This window comes from Streptomyces sp. 3214.6, assembly GCF_900129855.1.
GTDB lineage: Bacteria > Actinomycetota > Actinomycetes > Streptomycetales > Streptomycetaceae > Streptomyces > Streptomyces soliscabiei.
Map to the genome: position 1 here is coordinate 6,695,997 of NZ_LT670819.1, position 26,908 is coordinate 6,722,904.

The 26,908-nt window shown below is 71.6% G+C and carries 22 protein-coding genes and 1 pseudogene; 11 read left to right on the top strand and 12 right to left on the bottom strand.

Annotation, left to right across the window (positions count from 1 at the left end; translation table 11 throughout):
* Positions 1-133: 133 nt before the first annotated feature.
* Genes nirD through B5557_RS30255 form a run of 3 tightly spaced genes read right to left on the bottom strand, consistent with a single transcriptional unit; the run spans position 134 to position 4,298 of the window.
* Positions 134-493, bottom strand: coding sequence for a nitrite reductase small subunit NirD (nirD, locus tag B5557_RS30245; protein ID WP_079662421.1), 360 nt, complete (start codon positions 491-493; stop codon positions 134-136).
* A complete protein-coding gene (gene nirB, locus B5557_RS30250) occupies positions 490-3,084 on the bottom strand; it encodes a nitrite reductase large subunit NirB (RefSeq protein ID WP_079662422.1) in 2,595 nt (864 codons plus the stop codon). The genes nirD and nirB overlap by 4 nt, the downstream gene beginning before the upstream one ends.
* Positions 3,084-4,298 (bottom strand): NAD(P)/FAD-dependent oxidoreductase, encoded by a 1,215-nt coding sequence (locus B5557_RS30255; RefSeq protein ID WP_079662423.1) that lies wholly within the window; start codon positions 4,296-4,298, stop codon positions 3,084-3,086. Before B5557_RS30255 ends, nirB begins: the two co-directional genes overlap by 1 nt.
* Before the next feature lie 153 nt (positions 4,299-4,451).
* On the opposite strand from B5557_RS30255, the gene B5557_RS30260 reads away from it, so the two are divergent.
* Both B5557_RS30260 and B5557_RS30265 read left to right on the top strand, forming a co-directional pair.
* Positions 4,452-5,234, top strand: a complete 783-nt coding sequence (locus B5557_RS30260; RefSeq protein WP_079662424.1) for a sulfite exporter TauE/SafE family protein — start codon at positions 4,452-4,454, stop codon at positions 5,232-5,234.
* A gap of 48 nt (positions 5,235-5,282) precedes the next feature.
* Positions 5,283-5,555: pseudogene (locus B5557_RS30265) on the top strand (phosphotransferase-like protein); the annotation flags it as partial.
* On the opposite strand, the gene B5557_RS30270 reads toward B5557_RS30265, so the two are convergent.
* From B5557_RS30270 to B5557_RS30280, 3 genes are all read right to left on the bottom strand, one after another.
* Positions 5,539-6,159: a class F sortase gene (locus B5557_RS30270; RefSeq protein ID WP_079662425.1), complete on the bottom strand. Its 621-nt coding sequence runs from the start codon at positions 6,157-6,159 to the stop codon at positions 5,539-5,541. The pseudogene B5557_RS30265 and the gene B5557_RS30270 sit on opposite strands and share 17 nt — an antisense overlap.
* Positions 6,160-6,273: 114 nt before the next feature.
* Positions 6,274-6,801, bottom strand: a complete 528-nt coding sequence (locus tag B5557_RS30275) for a hypothetical protein (RefSeq protein ID WP_079662426.1) — start codon at positions 6,799-6,801, stop codon at positions 6,274-6,276.
* A gap of 298 nt (positions 6,802-7,099) precedes the next feature.
* Complete coding sequence (locus tag B5557_RS30280; protein ID WP_079662427.1) at positions 7,100-7,531, bottom strand: gamma-glutamylcyclotransferase family protein; 432 nt, start codon at positions 7,529-7,531, stop codon at positions 7,100-7,102.
* Positions 7,532-7,696: 165 nt separating this feature from the next.
* Here B5557_RS30280 and B5557_RS30285 point away from each other — a divergent pair, with 165 nt between their 5' ends.
* Both B5557_RS30285 and chvE read left to right on the top strand, forming a co-directional pair.
* Positions 7,697-9,343 (top strand): M4 family metallopeptidase, encoded by a 1,647-nt coding sequence (locus B5557_RS30285; RefSeq protein WP_079662428.1) that lies wholly within the window; start codon positions 7,697-7,699, stop codon positions 9,341-9,343.
* Between the two features lie 454 nt (positions 9,344-9,797).
* Positions 9,798-10,892 carry a multiple monosaccharide ABC transporter substrate-binding protein gene (gene chvE, locus B5557_RS30290; RefSeq protein ID WP_079662429.1) on the top strand — a complete coding sequence of 365 codons (1,095 nt, stop codon included), beginning with the start codon at positions 9,798-9,800 and terminating at the stop codon, positions 10,890-10,892.
* A gap of 36 nt (positions 10,893-10,928) precedes the next feature.
* Here chvE and B5557_RS30295 read toward each other — a convergent pair whose 3' ends face one another.
* Positions 10,929-11,609 (bottom strand): hypothetical protein, encoded by a 681-nt coding sequence (locus tag B5557_RS30295; protein ID WP_143688255.1) that lies wholly within the window; start codon positions 11,607-11,609, stop codon positions 10,929-10,931.
* Positions 11,610-11,759: 150 nt separating this feature from the next.
* Here B5557_RS30295 and B5557_RS30300 point away from each other — a divergent pair, with 150 nt between their 5' ends.
* A complete protein-coding gene (locus tag B5557_RS30300; protein WP_331716803.1) occupies positions 11,760-12,461 on the top strand; it encodes a DUF6215 domain-containing protein in 702 nt (233 codons plus the stop codon).
* 99 nt (positions 12,462-12,560) lie between these two features.
* Here B5557_RS30300 and B5557_RS30305 read toward each other — a convergent pair whose 3' ends face one another.
* Positions 12,561-14,075 (bottom strand): MFS transporter, encoded by a 1,515-nt coding sequence (locus tag B5557_RS30305; RefSeq protein ID WP_079662432.1) that lies wholly within the window; start codon positions 14,073-14,075, stop codon positions 12,561-12,563.
* Positions 14,076-14,260: 185 nt separating this feature from the next.
* Here B5557_RS30305 and B5557_RS30310 point away from each other — a divergent pair, with 185 nt between their 5' ends.
* Complete coding sequence (locus tag B5557_RS30310) at positions 14,261-15,004, top strand: TetR/AcrR family transcriptional regulator (RefSeq protein WP_079662433.1); 744 nt, start codon at positions 14,261-14,263, stop codon at positions 15,002-15,004.
* Here B5557_RS30310 and B5557_RS30315 read toward each other — a convergent pair.
* On the bottom strand, positions 15,001-17,148 hold the full coding sequence (locus tag B5557_RS30315) for a molybdopterin oxidoreductase family protein (protein WP_079662434.1): 2,148 nt from the start codon (positions 17,146-17,148) through the stop codon (positions 15,001-15,003). The two genes, B5557_RS30310 and B5557_RS30315, sit on opposite strands and share 4 nt — an antisense overlap.
* Positions 17,149-17,295: 147 nt before the next feature.
* The gene (locus tag B5557_RS30320; protein WP_079662435.1) at positions 17,296-17,973 is read right to left on the bottom strand and encodes a SanA/YdcF family protein; all 678 of its coding nucleotides are present in this window, start codon (positions 17,971-17,973) and stop codon (positions 17,296-17,298) included.
* A gap of 246 nt (positions 17,974-18,219) precedes the next feature.
* Between B5557_RS30320 and B5557_RS30325 the strand changes: the two genes are divergently transcribed.
* The 4 genes from B5557_RS30325 to dnaG all read left to right on the top strand — a co-directional run bounded on the left by B5557_RS30325 (position 18,220) and on the right by dnaG (position 23,734).
* The gene (locus B5557_RS30325; RefSeq protein ID WP_079662436.1) at positions 18,220-18,999 is read left to right on the top strand and encodes a sirohydrochlorin chelatase; all 780 of its coding nucleotides are present in this window, start codon (positions 18,220-18,222) and stop codon (positions 18,997-18,999) included.
* Between the two features lie 66 nt (positions 19,000-19,065).
* On the top strand, positions 19,066-20,379 hold the full coding sequence (locus tag B5557_RS30330) for a deoxyguanosinetriphosphate triphosphohydrolase (protein ID WP_079662437.1): 1,314 nt from the start codon (positions 19,066-19,068) through the stop codon (positions 20,377-20,379).
* A gap of 147 nt (positions 20,380-20,526) precedes the next feature.
* On the top strand, positions 20,527-21,792 hold the full coding sequence (locus B5557_RS30335; protein WP_079662438.1) for an NAD(P)/FAD-dependent oxidoreductase: 1,266 nt from the start codon (positions 20,527-20,529) through the stop codon (positions 21,790-21,792).
* 40 nt (positions 21,793-21,832) lie between these two features.
* Complete coding sequence (dnaG, locus tag B5557_RS30340) at positions 21,833-23,734, top strand: DNA primase (RefSeq protein ID WP_079662439.1); 1,902 nt, start codon at positions 21,833-21,835, stop codon at positions 23,732-23,734.
* On the opposite strand, the gene B5557_RS30345 is transcribed toward dnaG, so the two are convergent.
* Both B5557_RS30345 and B5557_RS30350 read right to left on the bottom strand, forming a co-directional pair.
* Complete coding sequence (locus tag B5557_RS30345) at positions 23,705-24,718, bottom strand: nucleotidyl transferase AbiEii/AbiGii toxin family protein (protein ID WP_079662440.1); 1,014 nt, start codon at positions 24,716-24,718, stop codon at positions 23,705-23,707. The two genes, dnaG and B5557_RS30345, sit on opposite strands and share 30 nt — an antisense overlap.
* Positions 24,715-25,389: a hypothetical protein gene (locus B5557_RS30350; protein WP_079662441.1), complete on the bottom strand. Its 675-nt coding sequence runs from the start codon at positions 25,387-25,389 to the stop codon at positions 24,715-24,717. Before B5557_RS30350 ends, B5557_RS30345 begins: the two co-directional genes overlap by 4 nt.
* A 146-nt stretch (positions 25,390-25,535) precedes the next feature.
* On the opposite strand from B5557_RS30350, the gene B5557_RS30355 reads away from it, so the two are divergent.
* Positions 25,536-26,867, top strand: coding sequence for an RNA polymerase sigma factor (locus B5557_RS30355; protein WP_079662442.1), 1,332 nt, complete (start codon positions 25,536-25,538; stop codon positions 26,865-26,867).
* Positions 26,868-26,908 lie beyond the last annotated feature (41 nt).

Below are 26,908 nucleotides of genomic sequence, written 5' to 3' on the forward strand. Positions count from 1 at the left end.
CTGCCCGTCAACCGCTGCCCGTCAGACCGCCTGCCCGTCAACCGCTGCCCGTCAGACCGTCCGTCAACCGCTGCCCGTCAGACCGCCTGCCCGTCAACCGCTGCCCGTCAGACCGTCCGTCAACCGCTGCCCGTCAGGCCGTCCGCACCTCGTACGTCGCGATGCGTACCGTCTCGTCGTCCAGGCACTCCCCGCTGCGCAGGTCGAACCGCTGCTTGAGCAGTGGGGAGGCGACGAACGGGCGGCCCTGGTGGGTGCCGGTCAGGCCGCGGGAGAGGACGGCCGCGCCGCTGAACGGGTCGCGGTTGTCGATGGCGTACAGCTCGCCCGCCCGGTCGCGGAACAGGGCGACCTGGCGGCCGTCGGGCAGCAGGGCGGCCACGCCCCGGCCGGGGAGCAGCTGGGTGAGGTCGCAGACCGTGAACCAGTCCTCGCCGCCCTCCTCCAGCCGCAGGTGGACCTTGAGGTCGGTGGTCTCGATTGCCAGGGTCATCGCTGGGTGCTCCCTTCCAGGGGACGGTGGCCGATGGACAGCAGCGGCAGGTCGGGCTTGATCTGGTCGCGCTCGGGGACGAAGCCGACGACCGGGTCGGGGGTGTCCGGCGCGTTGACGAAGGACACGAACCGGGCGAGCTTCTCGGGGTCGTTGATGGTGGTCGCCCACTCGTCGGCGTAGTGCGCGACGTGGTCCTTCATCAGGGACTCCAGCTCCTCGCAGATGCCGAGGGAGTCCTCCACGACCACGTCACGGACGTGGTCCAGGCCGCCGGGGATGCGCTCCAGCCAGGTCGAGGTGCGCTCCAGGCGGTCGGCGGTGCGGATGTAGAACATCAGGAACCGGTCGATGAGGCGGATCAGTTCGGCGTCGTTGAGGTCCTGGGCGAGGAGGTCGGCGTGGCGCGGGGTGGCGCCGCCGTTGCCGCCGACGTAGAGGTTCCAGCCGCCCGAGGTGGCGATGATGCCGAAGTCCTTGGACTGGGCCTCGGCGCACTCGCGGGCGCAGCCCGACACCGCCGACTTGAGCTTGTGGGGCGAGCGCAGTCCCCGGTAGCGCAGTTCCAGGTCGATCGCCATGCGGACGGAGTCCTGGACGCCGTAGCGGCACCAGGTCTGGCCGACGCAGGACTTCACCGTGCGCAGGGACTTGCCGTAGGCGTGGCCGGACTCGAAGCCGGCGTCGACCAACCGGGTCCAGATCAGCGGGAGTTGTTCGACGCGGGCACCGAACATGTCGATGCGCTGACCGCCGGTGATCTTCGTGTAGAGGCCGAAGTCGCGGGCGATCTCACCGATCACGATGAGGCCCTCGGGGGTGATCTCGCCGCCGGGGATGCGCGGGACGACCGAGTAGGAGCCGTTCTTCTGGAGGTTGGCGAGGAAGTGGTCGTTGGTCTCCTGCAGGGCCGCCTGCTCGCCGTCCAGGACGTAGCCGCTCGCGCCGATCGTCGGGGCGAGGGACGCGATGATCGACGCGACGGCAGGCTTGCAGATGTCGCAGCCGTCGCCGCCCCGGGCGTCCTCACGGCCGTAGCGGTCGAGGAGGTCCTGGTAGGTGTTGATGCGCAGGGCGAGGACGATCTCGTACAGCTCCTCGCGGGTCTGCGCGAAGCAGCCGCACAGGCCCTTGTCGACCTCGACGCCGGACGCCTCCAGTTCGGCGGTGACGAGCTGGCCGAGGACCTTGACGCAACTGCCGCAGGTGGTACCGGCCTTGGTGCACTTCTTCACCTCGGGCACGGTGGTGCACTGGTGGTCGGTGACCGCGGCGCGGATGGTGCCCTTGCGGACGTTGTTGCAGGAGCAGATGATCGCGTCGTCCGGCAGCGCGGTCGGGCCGAGCTGGACGGACTCGCCGGCGCCGGCGGGCAGCACCAGCGACTCGGGCGAGACCGGCGGGACGGAACCGGTGAACGCCTTCAGCGTGCCGTACGCCTCCGCGTCGCCGACCAGGATGCCGCCGAGCAGGGTGCCGTCGCGGCCGATGACCAGCTTCTTGTACAGGCCCGAGCGGGAGTCGGAGTAGACGACGTCGAGGCAGTCGTCGGTCGCGCCGTGCGCGTCGCCGAAGGACGCCACGTCCACGCCGAGCAGCTTCAGCTTGGTGGACAGGTCGGCGCCGGTGAACTCCGCCTCGTCCTGGGCGATGGTTGCGGCGGCGGTCTCGGCCTGCTCGTAGCCGGGGGCGACCAGGCCGTACACCCGGCCGTCGGAGGCCAGCGCGCACTCGCCGATCGCGAAGACGTGCGGGTCGGTGACCGTACGGCACTGCTCGTCGACCGTGATGCCGCCGCGCTCGCCGACCGTGAGACCGCAGTCGCGGGCGAGCTGGTCGCGAGGGCGGACGCCGGCGCTGAACACCACCAGGTCGGTGGAGAGTTCGGAGCCGTCGGAGAGCTTCATGCCGGTGACCGCGCCGTTCTCGCCGACGACGATCTCCTGCGTGCCCACGCCCGTGTGGACGGACAGGCCCATGTTCTCGATGGTGCGCAGCAGGGCCGCGCCGCCGCCCTCGTCGACCTGGACGGGCATCAGGCGGGGTGCGAACTCCACGATGTGGGAGGTGAGTCCGAGGCCCTTCAGCGCGCCGGCCGCCTCCAGTCCGAGCAGACCGCCGCCGACCACCGCGCCGGTCGTCGCCGTCCTGGCGTACTCCTCGATCGCGAGCAGGTCGTCGATGGTGCGGTAGACGAAGCAGCCCGCGGCGTCCTTGTTCGGCACCGGCGGCACGAAGGGGAACGAGCCGGTGGCGAGGACGAGGGTGTCGTACTCGAAGACCTGGCCGGAGCGGGCGGTGACCTTCTTCGCCTCGCGGTCGATCGTCTCCGCCGGGTCGCCGACGTACAGCTCGATGCCGTGCGTCTCGATGAACGCCATGTCGGTCATGGAGAGGTCCTCGGGCGTCTTGCCCGAGAAGTACGAGGTGAGCGCCACACGGTCGTATGCGGGACGCGGCTCCTCGCAGAGCACGACCACGCGGTGCGTGGCGGTCAGGCCGCGCTCGGCGAGCGCTTCGAGGAAGCGCTGGCCGACCATGCCGTGGCCGACGAGCACGATCGTGGGGGTGGCCCCCAGGGTGGCGGTCATCAGGAGCCTCCATCGTTGGTGAGCAGGTGAAGCAGGGGGCCGCCGTCCGTGGGGAGCGGCTCTGCTCCCTCCCAGGCGCGGGCGAGTGCGCCGACGGTGCCGAGTTCGCCGACGAGGACCCCGCCGACCAGGCGGTCGTCGCGGACGACGACCTTGCGATAGGTGCCCCGGGTGGCGTCGGCGAGCTGCACGACGTCGTCGCCGGGGAGCGGCTCCGTCTCGCCGAACGCGGCGAGGTCGAAGGCGCTGTGCCCGGCGAGCGTGAGCCGGGTGAGGGCACGGGTGCCCAAGTAGCGGGAGTTGGCGACGCCGGTCAGCGACTCGGCGAGGACGTCCGCCTGTTCGAGCGCCGGGGCGGCCAGTCCGTACACGTTCCCGTCGTGCTGCGCGCAGTCGCCGATCGCGCGGATGTGCGGGTCGGACGTGCGCAGTTCGTCGTCGACGAGGATGCCCTTGTGGACGGCGAGCCCCGCGTCCTTGGCGAGTCCGGCGCGCGGGGAGACCCCGCAGGCCAGCACCACCAGATCGGCGCCGAGGGTGTAACCGTCGGCCATCTCGACCGAGCGGACGGCCCCGCCGACGCAGCGCACGTCGCGCACCCGGCATTCGGTGTGGACCTCGACGCCGAGGTCCTTCAGGTGCCGCAGCACCAGCTTGGAGGCGTTCGGGTCGAGCTGGCGCTCCATGAGCCGCTCGGCCTGCTGAGCGAGGACGACCTGCGCGCCGCGCATCGCCAGGGCGCGGGCCGCGGAGACCCCGAGGAGGCCGCCGCCGATGACGACGGCCCGCACGCCCGGCCGTACCGCCTTCGACAGGCCGAGGCAGTCGTCCATGGTGCGGAAGGCGTGGACGCCCTCCGGCAGCACGTGGTCGGGGGTGAACAGACCGCGCAGGGGCGGCAGCACCGGGTTGGAGCCGGTGGCCAGGACCAGCGTGTCGTATGCGATCTTCGAGCCGTCCGCGCAGGCCACCGTCCGTCGGTCGCGGTCGATGCCGGTGACCTGGGCCCGGACCAGTCCGGCGGGCGCGGGCAGCGCGATCACCTCGGGGGCGTACCGCCCGGCCAGCACCTCGGCGAGCAGGACCCGGTTGTAGGGCCGGTGCTCCTCCTCGCCGATCAGCAGCGCGGGCGTGCCCAGCTCGCCGAGCCGGCGGGCGAGTCGTACGCCCGCGAGGCCGGCGCCGATCACCACCACACGCGAATTCGAGGTCATGTCCAGGAGCGTGCGGTGCCGACGTTACCCGGCCGCATCACGGTTGTTTCCCGCGAGGAACGCTGCCCTCAGCGGGGGCGCAGGGTGGGTGTGAGGGTTGTCCCCGATGGCCGTCGCGCAGGTCCCGGCAGTGGTCGCATAGGGTTCCTGACCATGCCCGACATATCCCTGACCATGCTGGTGCTGCTCTGCGTCGCCGCTCTCGCGGCCGGCTGGATCGACGCGGTGGTCGGCGGGGGAGGGCTGCTGCTCCTGCCCGTGCTGCTGCTCGGCCTCCCGGCCGGGACACCGGCGGCGACCGCGCTCGGCACCAACAAGGCGGTCGCGATCGTCGGCACCTCGGGCGCGGCCGTGACCTACGCGCGCCGCACGCCCGTGGACGTACGGCTCGCGGTGCGGATCGGGCTGGCGGCGCTGGCCGGGTCGTCCGGCGGGGCCTTCTTCGCCGCGGGGATGAGCACCGAGGTGCTGAAGCCGGTGATCATGGTGGTGCTGCTGGGCGTGGCCGCCTTCGTGATCCTGCGCCCCGCCTTCGGCACGGCCCCCGCCACCGGCCCGGCCTCCCGCCGCCGGATCCTGGCGGCCATCGCCCTCGCCGGCCTCGGCATCGGCTTCTACGACGGTCTCATCGGCCCCGGCACGGGCACCTTCCTGGTCCTCGCCCTCACCGCCGTCCTCCACCTCGACCTGGTCACCGCCTCCGCCACCGCCAAGATCGTCAACTGCTGTACCAATGCGGGCGCGCTGGCGACCTTCGCCTGGCAGGGCGCCGTGCTGTGGCAGTTGGCGGCCGTGATGGCCCTCTTCAACCTCGCGGGCGGGACGCTCGGCGCGCACACGGCCCTGAAGAAGGGCAGCGGCTTCGTCCGGATCGTCCTGCTGACGGTCGTGTTCGCGCTGGTCGCGAACCTGGCGTACGACCAGTGGATCGCCTGAGAACGAGTGGGGGACCGTGCGGTGTCTGCAGGAGGTTCTGCCGGAGCGCTGGCCGGCGCGCGGTCCCAGGAGCGGTGGCGCAAGGTCCTCGACGGACTCGACGTGCTGTGGGTCGGTGTCCGGTGCGAGGCCGCGGTGGCCGCGGGGCGGGAGATCGTGCGCGGCGACCGGGTGCGGGAGACGGCCGAGCGGCAGGCGGAGCTCGTGCACCAGGGTGTGGTCTACGACCTGGAGGTCGACACCACGCACAGCGAGGCGCTGGACTGCGCGCGGACGATCGCCCGGACGATCGCAGCGACCGTGCTCAGCGGCTCCCGGTGAGGTGCGCGAAGACGACCACGTTCCCCTGGTAGCCGGTCGACTTGGAGTAGCCGCCCCCGCAGGTGATCACCCGCAGCTCGGGCCGGTCGGCCGCGCCGTACACCTTCTCGTCGGGGAAGTGGCTGGCCTCGTACACCTCGACGGCGTCGACGGTGAACAGGGCCGCGCCGCCGTCGCGCCGGTCCACCTCCACGGTGCTGCCCCTGCGCAGCGCGCCGAGGTCGTAGAAGACGGCGGGGCCGTCCGCGTTGTCGACGTGGCCGGCCACGATCGCGGTGCCGGTCTCTCCGGGCGTGGCACCGGCCTCGTACCAGCCGGCGAGGTTCTTCCTCCCGGGCGGTGGCACGTCCAGGCTGCCGCCGGCCGTCAGGCCCAGGCCCATCATCGGGGCGTTCACCCTGATCGCGGGGATGCGGATGCGGATGGGCGGGGACGGTGGCAGGGCGGCGACGGAGCGTACGTCCGTGCTCCCCGAGCGGGCCTGGGCCGCGGACGGCTGCGGCGGGGGGTGCGTCTCGGCGCCGCTGCGCAGCAGCCAGGCGCCGGAGCACAGGGCGACCGCGGTGACGGCCGCTATCGCGGTGTTGCCGACTTCGCGGCGCATCGTGGAACTCCTCTCGGTGACGGGCCCCGAGCCCCCTCCGGGCCGCGAGGGGCGTCGGACCCGGAGGGGGGAGGGGACATGCGGTACCTGCTGACGGACGGCGGAGGGTGTCCGTCAGAACCCGTCGCCTCTCGCCCGGCGATGCAGGAGCCAGGTACCGCCCGCGGCGGCGACGGCGAGAGCCGCCACACCGGCCGCGGTCTGTACGGGGTCGGTGCCCAGCGCGCCGCCGACCCCCGTCTTCACACTTCCGCGCGGAGCCGCCGGCTGCCGGTCCGAGGCCAGCGTGACCACCAGGTCCCCGGTGATCCGCCGCCCGTCCCCGCCGCACTCCGCGACGATCTCGTACGTCCCCGGCTGCGCGCTGGGCGGCACCTGGAACCGACCCGTGGCCTCGCCCTCGTGCGCGCTGGGCGCGAGCATGAAACGACCGGCGCCCACCGCGCCGGCGTCGCCCGCCGCCGCATGGCCGTTCCCGCACGCCGCCGTGTTCACCGACACCTGCCCGCCCGGCACCGCGATGGAGGGGTACACCTCCAGGTTCCCGGCCCGTGTGCCGGTCGCGTGGGCGGGTCCGGCGAGACCGGCCGCGGCGGTGACGGCGAGCGCGGTACCGGTCAGCAGCCGGGTGGTGCGTCGCATCGGTGCTCCTCACGAGCTGTTCGGGGTCTTCGAGGCCTTCGGGATCTTCTGAGGTTCTCTGCCTTTCCGAGGTAAGTCGCAGTGGCGAGTGCGCGCTTGCTGACTGTCGCGTCGGGAATGGGATGAATGGGTGTCAGATTCGGCGACGTATGGCTGCCGTCACCTGCGTTTGGGCAGGTCATCGCCGTGCGGGTGGCAAAGTGTGGAAAAGCTTCCGAAGAGGGTGTGAACGGGTGACCGGCCACCGCCGCGCGAGTGGCTCACCCCCGCGCGAGTGGCTGACCGCCGCGCGAGTCGGTCACCCCCGCGTGAGCCAGTCCCCGCCCTCGATCGGCTTCCCCCGGGCCCGCAGCCGGGCGGCGACCGCGGGCGCGGCGACGTACACCCAGGCGCGTACGGGAGTCGAGCCGTCCTCGCCGAGCACCGTCCGCTCGACACGCTCGTAGAGGTTGCGCGGGTCGCCCGGCCGGTATTCCTCCAGCCGGTCGAGCTCGGCGAGCAGCCGTGCGTACGCCGCCGGGAGGGCCGTCACGAGCTCCCCGACGACGGACGCGCCCGCGGCGCCCGGCTGTTCGACCACGTAGGGGTAGCCGGGGCCGTCGTACAGCACCGCGCCGCCGAGCCGGGCCGGCTCCTCGCGCAGGGTGCGGCCGCGCAGGAAGGCGTCGTGGTTGACCTCGCCGGGGCGGAGAGTGCCGTAGACGAAGAAGGGGAGTTCAGGGGCGGTCACGGAAACGATTCTCTCCCCTCACGGCCCCCACACCGGTCTCTCGCGTTGGCGCTATGGACATGACATGTCATGCCCTCTTAAATGCCAGGACGACATCAGCGCCACTCCCCAAGCACCCCCACACGCGCCCCCCACGGCGCCTTCCCGAGGAGACCGAAGACACTGATGAGTCGGATACGGCAGCACGTCCGAGGTTCCCGTCTCGCCACCGCCGGCATCGCCGCCACCACGGCCACGCTCCTGGCCGCCGTACTGTCCCCGGTCGCCGACGCGGCCGACAGACCGACCCGGGCCACCGCCCTGGACAACGCGGCGGCGGCCCTCGCCGACCACGCGACGGCCCTGGGCCTCACCTCCGTGCAGGGCACCTCCGTCCGCGACGTGGTCGTCGACAAGGACGGCGCCCAGCACATCCGCTACGACCGCACCTACCGCCAACTCCCCGTCCTGGGCGGTGACTTCGTCATCCACCTGGCCGCCGACGGCAGCTACCGCAGCGCGAACCGGGCGACGCGGGCGGCGATCTCGCTGGCGAGCATCACACCGAAGCTGTCCGCGCCCAAGGCCGCGGACGTCGCCGTCAACGCCCTGCGCGCGGCCAACCTGGGCGAGACGCTCAAGCAGGTGAAGGCCAAGCCGCAGCTGGTCGTCGACGCTCTGCACGGCGCCCCGAAGCTGGCCTGGCGGACGAACGTCGTCGCCCTGGACTCGCTCGGCAACCCCGTCGCCCGCGCGGTGCTCACCGACGCCCGCACCGGGGCGCAGATCGACGCCTGGGACACCATCGAGACGGCGACGGGCGACGGCAAGTCCCTGTACGGCGGCACGGTCCCGCTGGAGACGACCCTGTCGGGCTCGACGTACCAGCTCAAGGACCCGACGCGCGGCAACACCTACACCGGCGACGCGGCCAACAAGACCGATCTGTGCATCTTCGGCATCTGCATCAGCCGTGCTCCCGCGACCCTGTTCACGGACGCGGACAACCACTGGGGCACGGGGGCGAGCGCCGACCGCTCCACGGCCGCCGTCGACGCCCAGTACGGCACCGACGTGACCTGGGACTACTACAAGAACGTGCACGGCCGCAACGGCATCGGCAACGACGGCAAGGGCTCCTACAACCGCGTCCACTACGGCAACAGCTACAACAACGCCTTCTGGGACGACAGTTGCTTCTGCATGACCTACGGCGACGGTGACGGCACCCAGCTCGGCCCGCTGGTCGCCCTGGACGTGGCCGGCCACGAGATGTCCCACGGCGTGACGTCCAAGACGGCCGCGCTGACCTACTCGGGCGAGTCGGGCGGCCTGAACGAGGCGACGTCCGACATCTTCGGCACCCTGGTGGAGTTCTACGCGAACAACTCCTCCGACCCCGGCGACTACCTCATCGGCGAGAAGATAGTCCGCTCCGGCTTCGGCCGGGACGCCCTGCGCTACATGGACAAGCCGAGCAAGGACGGCAAATCCGCCGACAACTGGAGCAGTTCGGTCGGCAACCTCGACGTCCACTACTCCTCGGGCGTCGCCAACCACTTCGCCTACCTGCTGGCCGAGGGCAGCGGCACGAAGACGATCAACGGCGTGACGTACAACTCCCCTACCTACAACGGCTCCACGGTGACGGGCATCGGCCGCGCCAAGCTCGGCGCCATCTGGTACCGGGCGTTGACGGTCTACATGACGTCCTCCACGAACTACGCGGGCGCGAGGACGGCGACCCTCAACGCGGCGAAGGACCTCTACGGCAACGGCAGCACGGAGTACAACGCGGTGGCGGCGGCCTGGAGCGCGGTCAACGTGAACTGACCCCGCCGACGCTCCTGGGCGTGTGACGCGGCCGCCTCGGTCCTCGGGACCGGGGCGGCCGCCGTGTCGTCAACCCCGCTGTTTTCCGTACTTTCTGAAACCGTTTCTGTTCGGACCGTTGACACCCTGCACACCCCCTCCTAATCTCGCGCCAAACTTCCGACCATGTGACGGTATTTCGAACGGCTGAAAGGCAAGCGCACTGCGCACCACCGGAATCGGGATATACGTGACAGCCGCGCCCTGGCGCGGCCTGACGTATGCCCAGGTGTTCCGACCCGCAGTCGTCTCAGCGCGACCCGCCGCCTGTTCCCCCTGCCTGAACGTGCGCACCACGTCCCCGACGACGTCGGCGACCGTGCACGGAGCCGCCGCGGCGCACCGATCCCCCTGAGTCCGGTCCGCGGGTATGCCGTCACCCTCTCAACGACGAGAAGAACGAGGAACGATCACCATGCGCAACCGTAGAGCCGCGCTCGCCACGATCGCCGGAGCCGCCTCTCTGGCCCTCACCCTGTCCGCGTGCGGCGAGAGCACCACGGGCAGCTCCAAGAAGGCCGGCGGCACCATCGGCATCGCCATGCCGACCGAGGCCTCCGAGCGCTGGCTCACCGACGGAAAGAGCGTGGTCAACGACCTGAAGGCCGAGGGATACCAGGCCAAGCTGCTCTACGGCGAGGACGACCCGAAGACCCAGGTCTCCCAGATCGCGGGCCTGATCAAGGAGGGCGTCGACGCACTGATCATCGCGGCCATCGACAACAGGTCGCTGAACGGCGTGCTCCAGCAGGCCGCCGCCGCCAAGATCCCGGTGATCTCCTACGACCGGCTCATCCTCGGCACCCCGAACGTCGACTACTACGTCTCCTTCGACAACGAGCAGGTCGGCCGGTTCCAGGCCCGTTACATCATCGACAAGCTCGGCCTGGAGAAGGGCAAGGGCCCGTTCAACATAGAACTGTTCGCCGGGTCCCCCGACGACAACAACACCAAGTACTTCTTCGACGGCGCGATGCACCTCCTCCAGCCGTACCTGGACAACAAGCAGTTGGTCATCCGGTCCGGCCAGACCGCGCTCAAGCAGACCACCACCCTGCGCTGGGACGGCCCCACCGCGAAGAAGCGCATGGAGGGCATCCTCTCCGCGTCGTACGGCACCAAGACGGTCGACGCGGTCCTGTCGCCGTACGACGGCATCTCCATCGGCGTCCTGAAGGCGCTGAAGGAGGACGGCTACGGCTCCGGAAACAAGCCCCTGCCGGTCATCACCGGTCAGGACGCCGAACTGGCCTCGGTGAAGTCGATCATCGCGGGCGAGCAGTCGCAGACCGTCTACAAGGACCTCCGCCTGCTCGCCGGGGTCGCCGCGGAGATGGCCGACGACATCCTCACCGGCAAGACGCCGAAGATAAACAACAGGCGGGCCTACAACAACGGCGTCAAGACCGTGCCGTCCTACCTGCTCCAGCCGACGACCGTCGACAAGAGCAACTACGAGTACGTCCTGGTCGCGGGCGGCTACTACACCGACGCCGAACTCAAGTCCTGAGGCGAGTCGCCCCCGGAACCCACGCGGTCGCCGCGTCTACCAGCCGACCACTGCCGGCCCGAGGCTCAGCCCGGTCCCCTCGAGCCATTCCTCCTGGACGTCGCGGTTGCGGGTGCCTATGGAGAGGTAGACCGCGTGGGTTCCGGGGGCGGGTTCGGTGCACTGGTCGGTCCACACACTGTTGAGGCAGAGTTGCACTCCGCAGAGCTTCGACGAGGGCAGGCCCCGCAGACTCCCCTCCCAGGACACGTCGAATCCCAGCGGGCCCACGGCCTGGACCATGAGGTCCAACTCCGCCTCGGGGCAGCACTCGTCGGGCCCACGCCCCCTGAAGGGGGGAGTGCTCCAGCCGGGCAGGGACAGCTGCAGTCCCCGCTCCTCGAGCAGGGGCCACACCTCGGCGATCTCGGGGCGCAACTCGACTTCCACGCGGTAGGCGTCGCGACCGCGCACCGCGTCGGTTCGGGCGAGCACGTGCCAGAACTCCGCCAGTCCGTCCGGCGGAAGAGGGCTGCCGTCACGGCGTTCGACGTCACCCCAGGTGAAGTAGCGCCGTGCGTAGTGGAACTGATCGACCGTCACGACCGGGCCGACCTCGGGAGCGAACGGCTCCTCGGCCCACTCCGTGAGCGCGCCCAGCAGCCCACGGGCACGCCGCAGCGCGCTCACGGCGTCCGGCAACGGCTCGAGTACCTGGTAGAGCAGGGACATTCCCATGGCGCACCTCCGAGAGCGGAGCGTACGCACGGCACGGCCCGGCGTCGCTCGAATAACTCTCTTCCGCGTGGCTGGATCACCCGCTACGCTCCCCCAGCGCGCATCAGGCGCGAGCAGGCAGTACCGGGGGTAATAGGGGACATGGGGGACATGGTCGAGGAAGTTGCCGCGCCCGAGAAGGGCCCGAACGCATGGGCTCAGGCCATCGCGGCGCTGGTCGTGGTCGGGGCGCTCGGGGGCGGGCTGTTCGTGATCCAGAAGAACGACGCGAAGGCCGCCGACAAGCCGGCGACCTGCACCGCCGACGACGAGGACAAGAAGGCCGACCAGGCCGCGAGGGCGGCGCACCGCGTCTCCGGGACCCAGCTGTGCACGGCGCTGAACCGCGCGGACCTGCCGACGCTCCTCGGCACTCCGCGGGAGCACGCGCGCAGCGCCTACGGCAGTGACAGCTCGATCGAGACGGGCGGCTCGGAGACCCCGACTCCCGAGGGGACCGTCCAGCTGGACACCTACACCGTGCAGCTCTCACGGTCCTACGACGACTTCCCGGTCGGCGGGATGGAGGACCTGCTGAGCGAGGCGGAGAAGAAGCCGATCCTGGGCCACCCCGCGGTGCTCTACTCGGGCCGGACGATCGCCATCCAGTTCAACCTCGGCGGCGGCAAGTCCGACACCGCGCCCGGCGGCATCGCCCGCACCCTGGTCGTCGCCCCGGACAGCAAGGACGGCGGCGGCTCCTACGAACTCGCCATCTGGCGTCAGGACAGCGTCCGTCCGGACGACGCGGCGCTGCTGCGCGTCGCGCAGAAGGTACTGCCCGCGATCCCGGGCTGGACGGCAGCGGGCTGACGCCCGTCGGCTACCGGCCGGCGGCTCCCGGCCGACGACCGTGCCGAAGGCCGGCGCCCCCGCGGGGTGCCGGCCTTCTCAGTACGGGCGTCCAGCCGGTCAGGCGACCAGCTCCTGCTCCTCCACCGACGTGTCGAGCGAGGCCGTCGGCTGTTCCGGCTTGCGGTCCCGCATCACCAGGGTGGCCAGGACCGCCGCCGCCAGCACACCGATCGCGCTGACCGTGAAGGTCGTCGTCATCGAGGCGGTGAACGCCTCCCGGGCCGCCCGGACCAGGCCCTGGTCCCCGCCGGCCACCGCCAGCGCCCCGCCGATGGACTGCCGGGCCGCCGCGGGGGCGTCGGCCGGCATCTCGGCGGCGTAGCCGCTGGTGAGGAGGGAGCCGAGGATCGCGATGCCCAGAGCCGTGCCGGCCTGCTGGATCGTGTCGTTCAGGGCCGAGCCGACGCCCGCCTTGTCCGCGGGGATGGTGCCCATCAGCGCGCCCACCGCGGCCGGCATCGCCAGACCCGCGCCGAGGCCGAGCAGCCCGAGGGCGATCGCCGGGACGGTGAAGCCGGAGTCGGCGTCGACCGTCGTCAGCAGGGCGAAGCAGGCGACCATCACGAGCATGCCGGACAGGATCACGTAGCGGTTGCCGTACTGTGCGGCGAACTTGGCGCCCATGCCGTTGCCGATCAGCGCGGCGACGGCCAGGGGCAGGAAGGCCAGGCCCGCCTTGACGGGGGAGTAGCCGAGGACGAACTGCAGGTACTGGGTGAGGACCAGCAGCAGACCGCCGTTGCCGATCTGCACCAGGGCCAGCGAGAGCGAACCGCCGCTGAAGTTGCGGTGCTTGAAGAGGACCAGCGGGACCATCGGGGCGGAGCTGACGTTCTCCCAGATCACGAAGCCGGCCAGACCGACGACGGCGACCACGAGGCTGACGGTGGAGCGGCCGCCGAAGGCGCCGTGCTGCGGGAGCTCGATGATCCACCACACCAGGGCGGTCATGCCGACCGCGGAGAGCACCGCGCCCAGCGGGTCGGGCTTCTGCCAGGGCGCCTTCGACTCCGGCATCAGGACCACGGCGGCGACGACGGCCAGCACGACGACCGGAACGTTGATGAAGAAGATCGAGTGCCAGGAGAAGTGGTCGATCAGGACACCGCCGAGCACGGGGCTGCCGACCAGGCCCAGCATCGACACCGACCCCCAGGCCGCCATGGCCCTGCCGCGCTCCTCCTCGTCGAAGACGGTGATGAGGATCGACAGGGTGGACGGCATGATCAGCGCCCCGCCGACGCCCATCGCGGTGCGGACGGCGATCACCTCACCGGGGTTCGTGCAGATCGTCGCGGCCAGTGAGGCCGCCCCGAAGAGCAGCAGGCCTGTCAGCATCACCTTCCGGCGGCCGAAGCGGTCGCCGAGGCTTCCGGAGGTCAGCAGCAGACCGGCGAAGACCAGGATGTAGGAGTCGAGGATCCACTGCGTGTCCTGGGCGCTCGCGCCGAGGTCCTCCGTCATCGAGGGCACCGCGACGGTCAGCGCCATGCTGTCGATCGTCAGGACCAGCGTGCTCAGGCACAGCACGACGAGGATCCACCAACGGCGTGGGCTGCGGGTTTCCGACATGGGAAGTCCGGTCCTTTCGATGACTTCAGCGGCTGCGTACGGTGTTCCGTCCGCTGCGAACACTGTACGCATGACGGAACGGTGTGCGCAAGCCGTTAACGCTGTACGCTGGAGGCGCATGGTGTACGCCAGACCGTTGATCCGTTGATCCGTTGACCCCTTGACCGAGCACCTGGAGTGGAGCCGTGGCCGCCAAGACGAAGAACCCGCAGCCTGTCCCGTCCGTCTGGACCCGGCAGAAGCGCGAGCCCGACCAGCCCGCGCTCAGCCAGGACGCGATCGTCCGCGAGGCGGTCACGATGCTGGACGCCGACGGCATCGAGGCGCTGAGCATGCGCAAGCTGGGCGCGCGCCTGAACGCCGGCGCGACCTCCCTCTACCGGCACGTCGCCACCAAGGACGAGCTGATGGAGCTGGCCGTGGACGAGGTCGCCGCCGAGATCCACGTCCCGCCCGCCGACGGCCCCGACTGGCGCGCCGCCGTCACGGAGGCCGCGGCCTCCTTCCGTGCGACGGCGCTACGGCACCCCTGGCTGTCCTCGGTCCTCGGCCAGGCCGGCCTCGCCTACCTGGGCCCCAACCTGATGGCCTTCTCCGAGAGTCTGGCCGCCCTGTTCACCGCCGCCGGCTTCGAGGAGCCGGGCCGCGCGATCGAGCCGCTGCTCAGCTATGTCATCGGCATCAGCACCACCGAGGCGGCCTGGCTCACCACGGTCGCCCGCTCCGGCGAGAGCGAGGCCGACTTCATCGCCCGTCTGATGCCCGCCGCCCAGCAGGCCGCCGCCCCCTACGAGCACCTCGCCGACGAGTACGCCGTGAGCGCCGCCGAGGCGACCGACCCGGTGGCGCTGCGCGAGGACAAGTTCACCTACGGCCTGGAGGTCGTCCTGGACGGCCTGGCCCTGCGCCTGCCCCGCGACGCGTCCTAGAGAGCCGCCACCTTCTCCACCCGTACCGCGCACACCTTGAACTCCGGCATGCGTGAGGTCGGGTCGAGCGCCGGGTTGGTGAGGGTGTTGGCGCGGCCCTCGCCCGGCCAGTGGAACGGCATGAAGACGGTGTCCGGGCGGATTCCGGTGGTGATGCGGGCGGGTGCGACGGCGCGCCCCCGCCGGGACACGACCGCCACCGGGTCGCCCTCGGCCGCCCCGAGCCGCGCCGCGAGGCGGGGGTGCAGCTCGACGAACGGGCCGGGCGCGGCGGCGTTCAGCTCGTCCACCCGCCGCGTCTGCGCGCCGGACTGGTACTGCGCCACGACCCGCCCGGTGGTGAGCAGCACGGGGTAGTCGTCGTCCGGTTCCTCGGCGGCCGGCCGGTGCGTGACCGGCACGAACCGGGCCCGGCCGTCCGGCGTGGCGAACCGGTCGAGGAAGAGCCGGGGCGTGCCGGACGGCCTCCCCGCGGCCTGCGCCCCGTCCGCCCCGTCCGCCCCGTACCTCGCGCCGCCCGCGTCTGTCTCCTCCTCCGCCGGGCAGGGCCAGAACACGCCCTCGCCCGCTCCTTCCGCCAGCCGCGCGTAGCTGATCCCGGAGTAGTCCGCGATGCCGCCCGCACTGGCCCGCCGGAGCTCCTCGAAGACCTCCTCGGGCTCGGTCGGGAAGCCCTTCTCGACGCCCAGCCGGGCCGCCAGCTCGTGCAGCACCTCCAGGTCGCTGCGCACGCCCTCCGGGGCGGTGATCGCCTGCCGGCGCAGCAGCACCCGCCCTTCCAGGCTGGTCGTCGTCCCCGTCTCCTCCGCCCACTGGGTGACCGGCAGGACGACGTCCGCGAGTTCCGCCGTCTCCGACAGGACGACGTCACAGACGGCAAGGAAATCAAGGGACTTCAGGCGTTCCTCGACATGGGCCGCCCGCGGCGCGGACACCACCGGGTTGGACCCCATCAGCAGCAGCGAGCGGATGTCCGTGCCCAGCGCGTCCAGCAGCTCGTAGGCGCTGCGTCCCGGCCCGGGCAGTGAGTCGGGGTCGACGCCCCACACCTCGGCCACGTGCGCCCGGGCCGCCGGATCGTCCAGCTTGCGGTAGCCGGGCAACTGGTCGGCCTTCTGGCCGTGTTCGCGCCCGCCCTGCCCGTTGCCCTGCCCGGTGAGGCAGCCGTAGCCGCTGAGCGGGCGTCCCGCCCGGCCCGTCGCCAGGCACAGGTTGATCCAGGCGCCGACCGTGTCGGTCCCCTTGGACTGCTGCTCGGGCCCGCGCGCGGTGAGCACCATCGCGCTCTCGGGCTCGCAGAACAGCCGCACCGTCTCCCGGAGTTGTGGAACGGACACCCCCGTGATCCGCTCCACGTACTCCGGCCAGTGCGCCATGGCCGCGGCCCGCGCGTCCTCCCAGCCGACGGTCCGCTCCCGCACGTACTCCTCGTCGACCCGCCCCTCGGCGACGATCAGGTGCAACAGGCCGAGGGCGAGGGCGAGATCCGTCCCGGGCCGGGGCGCGAGATGCAGGTCGGCCTGCTCGGCGGTCTTCGTCCGGCGCGGGTCGACCACGATCAACGTGCCGCCGTTCTCCCGCAGTTCGTTGAAGAACCGCAGGGAGGGCGGCATGGTCTCCGCGAGGTTCGACCCGACGAGGATCACGCACCCCGTCCTCGGGATGTCCTCCAGCGGGAACGGCAGCCCCCGATCGAGGCCGAACGCCTTGATGCCGGCCGCCGCCGCGGACGACATGCAGAAGCGCCCGTTGTAGTCGATCTGCGAGGTGCCGAGCACGACCCGCGCGAACTTGCCGAGCGTGTACGCCTTCTCGTTCGTCAGCCCGCCCCCGCCGAACACCCCGAGCGCGTCGGCCCCGTGCACGTCCCGCACCCGCGTCAGCTCCCCGGCGATCCGGTCGAGCGCCTCGTCCCAGCCGGCCGGCACGAGCGTGTCGCCGGACCGCACCAACGGGGAGGTCAGCCGCACCCGGGACGAGAGCACCTGAGCCGCCGTACGTCCCTTGCCGCACAGCGCGCCCCGGTTCACCGGGAAGTCCGCGCGCTCGACCACCTCGACACCCCCCGTGGGCAGGGGCGACAGGGCCATCCCGCACTGCAGGGCGCAGTACGGGCAGTGGGTGGGTGTCGAGGTGGTCCGCATACGCCTCAGCGTGCGTCGGCCGTGTTACACCCCGTGCGGTCTCCTGTTACGGCGGTGTGGTGGTGCCCTCCCGACCGGCCCCGGCCCACCGTGAGGCGTCCGCCTCGCCGGACGGCAGACCCGCAGGCCCCGGCCGCCGCCCTCCCGCTACGGCCCGTCGGCCAGCGCCCTCGTCACGCCCTGCTCCTTCGGCCCGAGGAACCGGGGGTCCGGCTCGAACACCGCGTCCAGGGCCGCCTTGCCGGCCGCGAGGACCTCCCGGGCACCCCCGTAGTACCAGGTCACGTCGTGTTTCGCGGCGACGCCGACGCCGTACGAGTCCACGCCCGCCGCCTCGCACAGGGCGACGGCCCGCCGGATGTGGAACCCCTGGCTGATCAGCACGGCCCGGTCGACGCCGAAGATCTTCTTGGCGCGGACGCAGGAGTCCCAGGTGTCGAAACCGGCGTAGTCGCTGACGATCCGCGCGTCGGGCACCCCGTGCTTCGTCAGGTACGTGCGCATCGCGTCGGGCTCGTCGTAGTCCTTCCGGCTGTTGTCGCCCGTCACGAGCACGACCTTGATCCGGCCCTCCCGGTACAGCGTGGCCGCCGCGTTCAGCCGGTTCGCGAGATACGGCGACGGCTCGCCGTCCCACAGACCCGCGCCGAACACGACGGCTACGTCGGTGCGCGGCGCGTCCGCCGTCGTACCGAGCCGGTCCGTCGTCGTCACCCACATCCAGGTGGACGGCAGCAACGCCAGCACACACCCCGCCATCACGGCCTGCACCAGCCGGCGCCGTCCCGCACGGGTGCGCGGCAGCCGCGGTCGACGGATGTTCATACGGTGTCCCCCCGGGTCGACAACCCCTTCGGCCTGGGAAGACGCAGCGAACAGAGATCCGGTTCGATCCAGGTTCGATCCAGGTTCGATCCAGGTCCGATCCAGGTCCGATTCCGGTGCGCTTCCCGCGTCGCTTCCGCGTCCGAGCGGCATCTCACACCGCCGCCCCGCCCGCCGTGAACCCCCGGAAAGAACTCGTGACGGTCAGGCAACGGCAGTGCAACCTCGGCCCGTCACGATCGGTGCATGAGCCAGCCAAGCCTCGTCCACCTCGACGGCCGTCGGCGACCCGGCCCGCCCGCGCTGGTCGTCGTCGCCCACGGCAGCCGCGACCCGCGCGCCCTGAGCACCGTCCGCACGCTCCTGGACCGCGTCCGCGAGCAGCGTCCCGGCCTGCCGGTCCACCTCGGCCACATCGAGCTCAACGAGCCCCTGCTGACGGACACCCTCGCCGACCTCGACGCCCACGACACGACGGACGCCGTCCTGGTCCCGCTGCTGCTGGCCCGCGGCTACCACGTCAAGCGGGACATCCCCGAGATGGCGGCCAGGGCTCGGGTACGCACGCGCGTGGCGGCCCCGCTCGGCCCGCACCCCCTGCTGGTGGAGACGCTGCACACCCGTCTGGTCGAGGCGGGCTGGCGCACGGACATGACGGACGCGGAACGCCGGACGAGCGCGGTGGTCCTCGCGGCGGCCGGCTCCCGCGACCCCGACTCGGCCGTCGACACCCGCCGCACCGCCCACCTCCTGGCCCACCGCCTGGGCGTCCCGGTGATCCCCGCCTACGCCTCCACAGCGACCCCGACGGTCGACACGGCGATCCGGGCCCTGGCGGCGAGGGGCCGGGACCGGGTGGCGATCGCCTCCTACTTCACGGCCCCCGGCCGCTTCGCAACCGAGTGCGCGCGAGCAGCCCCCTGGACAGCGTCCGCCCCGCTGGGCACCCACCCCGCCATGGCCGACCTCCTTCTCCACCGCTACGACCAGGCACTGGAAGCGGGCGGCAAGAGCAACGCCGCCTGATCCGACAGCAGAACCCGGCAGACGAGTTGGAACCCATTTGTCAGTACCGCCGCTTACTGTCGAAGCATGGAAGGCACCGCACCCCTCACCGCCTATGACCCGACGTCAACCGAACGCTGGGCTCCCGAGCCCGACAAGCGTCCGGGCCGTACCGCCTTCCAACGAGACCGCGCACGCGTCCTGCACTCCTCGGCGCTGAGAAGACTCGCCGGCAAGACCCAGGTGGTCACCCCGGGAGAGCGCACCGAGGCATGGGACGCCACGCCCCGCACCCGTCTCACCCACTCCCTGGAGTGCGCCCAGGTGGGCCGTGAGCTCGGCGCGGCCCTTGGCTGCGACCCCGACCTGGTCGAGGCGGCCTGTCTCTCCCACGACCTGGGTCACCCCCCGTTCGGCCACAACGGCGAACAGGCCCTGAACGACTTCGCGCAGGACTGCGGCGGCTTCGAGGGCAACGCCCAGTCACTGCGCCTCCTCACCCGTATCGAGCCCAAGCGCTTCACCGCCGAGGGCTCCGTCGGCCTCAACCTCACCCGGGCCGCCCTCGACGCCGCCACCAAGTACCCGTGGCCCCGGGGCGCCCACCCCACGGACCCCGCGTCCCGCAAATTCGGTGTGTACGAGGACGACCGGCCGGTCTTCGACTGGGTCCGCAAGGAGGCTCCGGGCACGCGCACATGCTTCGAGGCACAGGTCATGGACTGGGCGGACGACGTGGCGTACTCGGTGCACGACGTGGAGGACGGCCTGCACGCGGGACACATCGACCCGGGCTGCCTGCACGCCGAACCGGAACGCCAGGAGGTCTTCCGGGTCGCCGTCGGCCGCTACGTTGCGGAAGACACCGATCCGGCCGAACTCGCCGCCGCCCTGGACCGTCTCCTGGACCAGGAGTGGTGGCCGCACGGCTACGACGGCACGGCGGTCGCCCAGGCCGGCCTGAAGGACGCCACCAGCCAGCTCATCGGCCGCTTCTGCCTCGCCGCCGAGTCGGCCACCCGTGCGCGATGGGGGTACCTCCCAGGCCGTTCAGGCACTGGGGGAGGCGGGGGCCGCCTCACGCGTTACGGCGCCGAACTCGTCGTCCCGTACGAGACGCGCCTGGAGTGCGCGGTCCTCAAGGCGGTCGCCGACCGGTACGTCATGCAGCGGGCCGAGCAGGAGCGCCTGCGCGCCGACCAGCGTGTCGTCATCAGCGAACTCGCCGAGGCGCTCACCGCGCGCGCCCCGGGCGGCCTCGACCCCCAGTTCCGCGCGCTGTTCGACCGGGCCGCCGACGACCGGGCCCGCAAGCGGGTCGTCGTCGACCAGATCGCCTCCCTCACCGACGCCTCCGCCCGCTCGCTTCACGCCCGTCTGACGGGGCAGACGACACCCTGACCGATGACCCTGACCGAGGGAGGGCCGGGTGCGCCCAAACGGGCCCGAACGAGCCCCGGCGTGCCTTGATCGGGCACGTCCCCCTTCCCCCATCACGCTGCGTGCGGGACGCTCGCATGTGGCGGCACGCTTACGAGGAGGCATCACGTGGTCGACGCGGATCAGACATTTGTCATCGTCGGAGGAGGCCTGGCCGGCGCGAAGGCGGCCGAGACGCTGAGGGCGGAGGGCTTCACCGGCCGCGTGATACTGATCTGCGACGAGCGCGACCACCCCTACGAGCGTCCGCCGCTCTCCAAGGGCTATCTGCTCGGCAAGGAGACGCGCGAGAGCGTCTTCGTGCACGAGCCCGCCTGGTACGCGCAGAACGACATCGAGCTGCACCTGGGCCAGACCGTCGACGCGATCGACCGCACCGCGAAGACGGTCCGCTTCGGTGACGACGGCACGCTCGTCCACTACGACAAGCTGCTCCTGGCCACCGGCGCCGAGCCGCGCAGGCTGGACATCCCCGGTACCGACCTGGCGGGCGTGCACCACCTGCGGCGGCTCGCGCACGCCGAGCGGCTCAAGGGCGTCCTGGCCGCCCTCGGCCGTGACAACGGCCACATCGTGATCGCCGGCGGCGGCTGGATCGGCCTGGAGATCGCGGCGGCGGCCCGTGAGTACGGCGCCGAGGTCACCGTCGTCGAACCGGAGCCGACCCCGCTGCACGGAGTGCTCGGCCCGGAACTGGGCGGCCTCTTCGCCGACCTGCACCGCGAGCATGGAGTCCGCTTCCACTTCGGCGCCCGGCTCACCGAGATCGTCGGCCAGGACGGCATGGTCCTCGCCGCCCGCACCGACGACGGCGAGGAGCACCCGGCGCACGACGTCCTCGCGGCGATCGGCGCGGCCCCCCGCACCGGCCTCGCGGAGGCGGCCGGCCTCACCCTCGCCGACCGCGCCCACGGCGGCGGCATCGCGGTGGACGCCCAGCTGCGCACCTCCGACCCCGACATCCACGCGGCCGGCGACGTCGCGTCCTTCCCGCACGGCCTCTTCGACACCCGGCTGCGTGTGGAGCACTGGGCCAACGCGCTGAACGGCGGTCCGGCCGCCGCCCGCGCGATGCTCGGCAAGGACGTCACCTACGACCGCGTGCCCTACTTCTTCTCCGACCAGTACGACCTGGGCATGGAGTACAGCGGGTGGGCGCCGCCGGGGACGTACGACGAGGTGGTGATCCGGGGCGACGCGGGCAAGCGGGAGTTCATCGCGTTCTGGGTCAAGGAGGGCCGCGTGCTGGCCGGGATGAACGTGAACGTGTGGGACGTCACAGAGCCGATCCAGAAGCTGATCACGTCGAGAACCCCGGTGAACACGGAGGCGTTGGCCGACCCGCACGTTCCCCTGGAGGACCTGGCCTCGTAGTGGCCCCGGGAGTGTCGGCCCCGCCCCGTAGAATCACCTCGTGGCTGGACGGATCAACGACGAGGACGTGAAGGCGGTACGGGACGCGGTCCCGATCGACGCCGTGGTGTCCGAGTACCTCCAGTTGCGCAACGCGGGCGGCGGCAACCTGAAGGGTCTGTGCCCGTTCCACGACGAGAAGTCGCCGTCCTTCCAGGTCAGTCCGAGCAAGGGACTCTTCCACTGCTTCGGCTGCCAGGAGGGCGGCGACACCATCACGTTCGTGATGAAGGTCGACCACCTCACCTTCTCCGAGGCGGTCGAGCGCCTCGCCGGCCAGGCCGGCATCACCCTGCGCTACGAGGAGGGCGGCTACAACCCCTCCCACCAGCGCGGCGAACGGATCCGGCTGGTCGAGGCCCACAAGATCGCCGCCGAGTGGTACGCGGAACAGCTCGCCAGCAGCCCCGAGGCCGACACCGGCCGGATCTTCCTCGCCGAGCGCGGCTTCGACCAGGCCGCCGCCGTCCACTTCGGCGTCGGCTACAGCCCCCAGGGCTGGGACCACCTCACCCGCTACCTCCGCGGCAAGGGCTTCACCGACAAGGAACTCCTCCTCTCCGGCCTCTCCCAGGAGGGCCGCCGCGGCCCCATCGACCGCTTCCGGGGCCGGCTGATGTGGCCGATCCGTGACATCGGCGGGGAGGTCGTCGGCTTCGGCGCCCGCAAGCTGTACGAGGCGGACAACGGGCCGAAGTACCTCAACACGCCCGACACGGCGATCTACCGGAAGTCCCAGGTGCTGTACGGCATCGACCTCGCCAAACAGCACATCGCCAAGACCAGCCGGGCCGTCGTCGTCGAGGGCTACACCGACGTGATGGCCTGCCACCTCGCCGGAGTGACAACAGCCATCGCAACCTGCGGCACAGCCTTCGGCGGCGACCACATCAAAATCCTCCGCCGGCTGCTCATGGACAACGGATCGGCCCGCGTCATCTTCACCTTCGACGGCGACGCGGCCGGCCAGAAGGCGGCTTTGCGCGCCTTCGAGGACGACCAGAAGTTCGCCGCCGAGACGTACATCGCGATCGCGCCCGACAACATGGACCCCTGCGACCTGCGCCTCGCCAAGGGCGACGAGGCGGTCGCCGACCTCGTCGAACCCCGCACCCCGCTCTTCGAGTTCGCGCTGCGCCAGATCGTCGTCCGCTACGACCTCGACACCCCGGGCGGCCGCGCCGCCGCGCTGGACGAGGCGGCGCCCATCGTCGCCCGCATCAAGAACAGCGGCGCCCAGCACGAGGTCGCCGTCCAGCTCGCGGGCATGCTCGGCATCCTTGACACCCAGTTCGTCGTCAAGCGGGTCGCCCAGCTGGCCCGTTGGGCCCGCGACGGCGGCGGCAAGAGCCCCGCGCCGGGCAGCCGCAGCCGCCAGCAGTACGACGCCGCCCCGCGCCCCGCCACCGCTGGCCCCGCCCTCACCCTCCGCAACCCCGTCTACGCCACCGAGCGCGAGCTGCTGAAGCTCGCCCTGCAGCGCCCGGAGCTGGTCTCCCCGGCCTTCGACGCGTACGGCGTCGACGAGTTCACCGCCGCCCCCTACGCGGCCGTACGCCAGACGGTCCTGGACGCGGGCGGCGCCGAGTGGGGCGTACAGGACGGCCAGGAGTACCTGATCCGCGTCCGCGAGGCCGCCCCTGACGACACCGTCCGCGCCATGGTGACCGAACTCGCCGTCGAGCCAATCATGCGCAAGACGGTGGACGAGATGTACGCCGGCGCCCAACTGGTCACCGTCCGCCGCCGCGCCGTAGAGCGCCGCATCCGCGACGTCCAGTCCCAGCTGACCCGACTGGGCGCAGGTGGCGACCCCGCCCAACTGGCCGCCGTACAGAACGAGCTGTGGGTGCTGCAGCAGTACGACCAGGCCCTACGAGAGCACGGCGCCGCCGCCCTCTGACAGCCCCTCGAACGTCGACCCCACCGCACGCACCAGCCGCTCGGCGAACTCCCGCTCGTCGTCCCTGAACTGCGGGTACTCGTCGACGAAGTGGTTCCACTCGACGTACCCCACCCCCTCGACCACGTCCTCGAACAGGATCTTCTCGCGGGAAGGGACCGGCCACTCGCCCGAGAGCCGGAACACCTCGTGCAGCAGTTCGTACGGCAGCGGATACCGCTCGGCGAGGAGCACCGCGTCGTAGAGGTCCTTGCCCTGCGCGTACATGTCGTTGATGATCCACATCAGCTTCCAGGCCAGCGACAGCTCCGGGGACGCCGCGAGCAGGACCGACCCGCCCGGCAGCTCCACCGGCTCGGGCGCCTCGGGCAGCTTCTCGTTGAAGACGAAGTCGAGCTGGACATGGCCGCCGGGCAGCCCGGGCGCGGACCACGGCAGCACCATGCGTCGGCCCGGCACCCGCTCGTAGGTCCAGATGTCCTCGACCGCCGCGCCCGCCGCGGAGATCCCCAGCTGCGGCCCACGCGCGCTTGCCAGCGCCTCGGCCGCCGCCGCGATCGCGTCGAGCATCCGGGCCGTCCGCGGGTCGTCGATCCCCCACTGCTGCGGTACGACGACGAAGTCCAGGTCACCCGGCTCGCGGGCGGCGTCTCCGAACCACGCCGACATCAGCACGCTGCCGCGCAGCACCAGCGAGTCCACCCACTCCGAATCGGAGATCGCGGCGAGAGCCAGGTCCAGCGCCCTGCGCCGCGCCGCCCGCCACGCCTCGGTCTTCGCCGGGTCGGCGAACGCGGGGTCGGCGGCGCGGTACGCGTTCGGGTACTGCTTCATGGCCGGGTCGAAGATCAGCCGCTGCGTCACCTCCTCGCCCGGCACGGTCCGCACGGTGCGCGGGAGCTGCTGGGCCAGGCGTGCCCGGTCGTCCAGTGGCTCCCTGGGCAACTCGCCCGACCATTTCCAGTCCTGCCACGACCCGCTCATCCCCGCACCCCTCGCACGCCTGGCACGCCCACGGTCTCCTCGATCCACCCGTCGTCCACCGACAGGTCACTGTCGTAGAGCACGAACTCCCGCTCCGCATCCCGCACGTCGAACCCCCGCAACTCCGTCAGCAACTCCTCCAGCGCCCGCCCCGCCCCCTCGGCGTCCACCCCGTGGCACCGCTGGGTCACGAACCGCTCGTGCCGCCCACCCACGGCCACCCGCCGTGCGTTCCACGACAGATGGGCGCCGTACGGGACGACCCGAGCCGCCAGCGCGGTCAGGTCGGCGTCCGCGTCGAGCAGCAGTTTCAGGTGGTGCTCGAAGTACTGCCCGCCGCCGCACGGTTCGCGCGGCACCTCCGGAGCCCACGGCGTCGACTCGATCTTCACGCGCACGGGGTGGAAGCCGTCCGCCACGAGCCGTGCCACCACGTCTTGCGCCCGAGCGGATTCCTCGGCGTAGGTCCGGGACCCGGACAGGGTGAGCATGGGCTGCTCGCGCATCCGGCCACGGGCCAGCACGATGTGCGTCAGCTTGAGACCGGCCGCGGCCGCCCAGCGGCGCAGCCGCCGCGACTCGGTCGGGCCGGGGCAGCGGACCGTCACGTGTGTTTCGTACAGGGAGGCGGACACCGGCGCATCGTCCCAGACCAGGGGTGGGACGGGCATCCGGGTTTACGGCCGTGACCGAGTGGCGGTCACGGGTCGGACGCAAAAAGTCACCGCACGCCCCTCGTGGCGGTGATGTGTCGTACTCCACACTGGGTTGCGGTGCCTGAGTCCTCGGAGCGCGGCCGATCCCGGACGACAGCGGCGTGGCCGCCGACTCCGCCCCCGTAGTACCGCTGCTGCTCACCTCAGCAGCGATCATCCTGGAGGTCGCCCCCGTGCAGACCCAGACCCAGACCCTGACCCACACCGACCGCACTGCCGACAGTACGAACGGCACGACCACCGGCACGACCACCGGTGCGGCCGACGGCGCGGAAGCCGACGCCGAGACCGACGTCCTCGTCGCGGTCCCGCCGCAGCAGCGTGCCGCGCACCACCCGGAGACAGAATCTGAGACGGAGACGGAAGCCGAGACGGAGACGGAAGCCGAGACGGAACCGGAGGCGGAGCCGGCGACGGCGGGCGAGCTCGAGGCCGAGCAGGAGGTCGAGCCGACCGCCGAGCTGCTCGAAGAGGCCCCCGAGCCCGTCATACCGCCCCGCGCCCGCACCGCCGACAACAGCGGCCCCTCCTCGGACCTGTTCCGCCAGTACCTGCGTGAGATCGGCCGGATCCCGCTGCTCACCGCGGCCGAGGAGGTCGAGCTGGCGCGGCGCGTGGAGGCGGGCCTGTTCGCCGAGGAGAAGCTCAGCGGCGCACCCGACCTGGACAGCGAACTCGCCCTCGACCTCGACCGGTTGGTCGTCATGGGCCGGATGGCCAAGCGGCGGCTGATCGAGGCCAACCTGCGGCTCGTGGTGTCCGTCGCCAAGCGGTACATCGGGCGCGGGCTGACCATGCTCGACCTCGTGCAGGAGGGCAACCTCGGCCTGATCAGGGCGGTCGAGAAGTTCGACTACGCCCGCGGCTACAAGTTCTCCACGTACGCCACCTGGTGGATCCGTCAGGCCATGTCCCGGGCGCTGGCCGACCAGGCCCGCACCATCCGCGTCCCCGTCCATGTCGTCGAGCTCATCAACCGGGTCGTCCGCGTCCAGCGCCGCATGCTCCAGGAACGCGGCTACGAGCCCACCCCCGAGGAGGTCGCCGCCCAGCTCGACCTGGCGCCCGAGCGCGTCGGCGAGGTGCTGCGGCTGGCCCAGGAACCGGTCTCCCTGCACGCCCCGGTGGGCGAGGAGGACGACGTGGCCCTCGGCGACCTCATCGAGGACGGCGACGCCACCAGCCCCGTCGAGTCGGCGGCGTTCCTGCTGCTGCGCGAGCACCTGGAGGCCGTGCTGTCGACGCTCGGCGAGCGCGAGCGCAAGGTGGTCCAACTCCGCTACGGCCTCGCCGACGGCCGCCCGCGCACCCTGGAGGAGATCGGCCGCATCTTCGGTGTGACGCGCGAACGGATACGGCAGATCGAGTCGAAGACCCTCAACAAACTCCGCGACCACGCCTTCGCGGACCAACTGCGGGGCTACTTGGACTGAAAGGGCCGCTCGCCGTCACCCGATGCGAGCGGCCCTCGAGA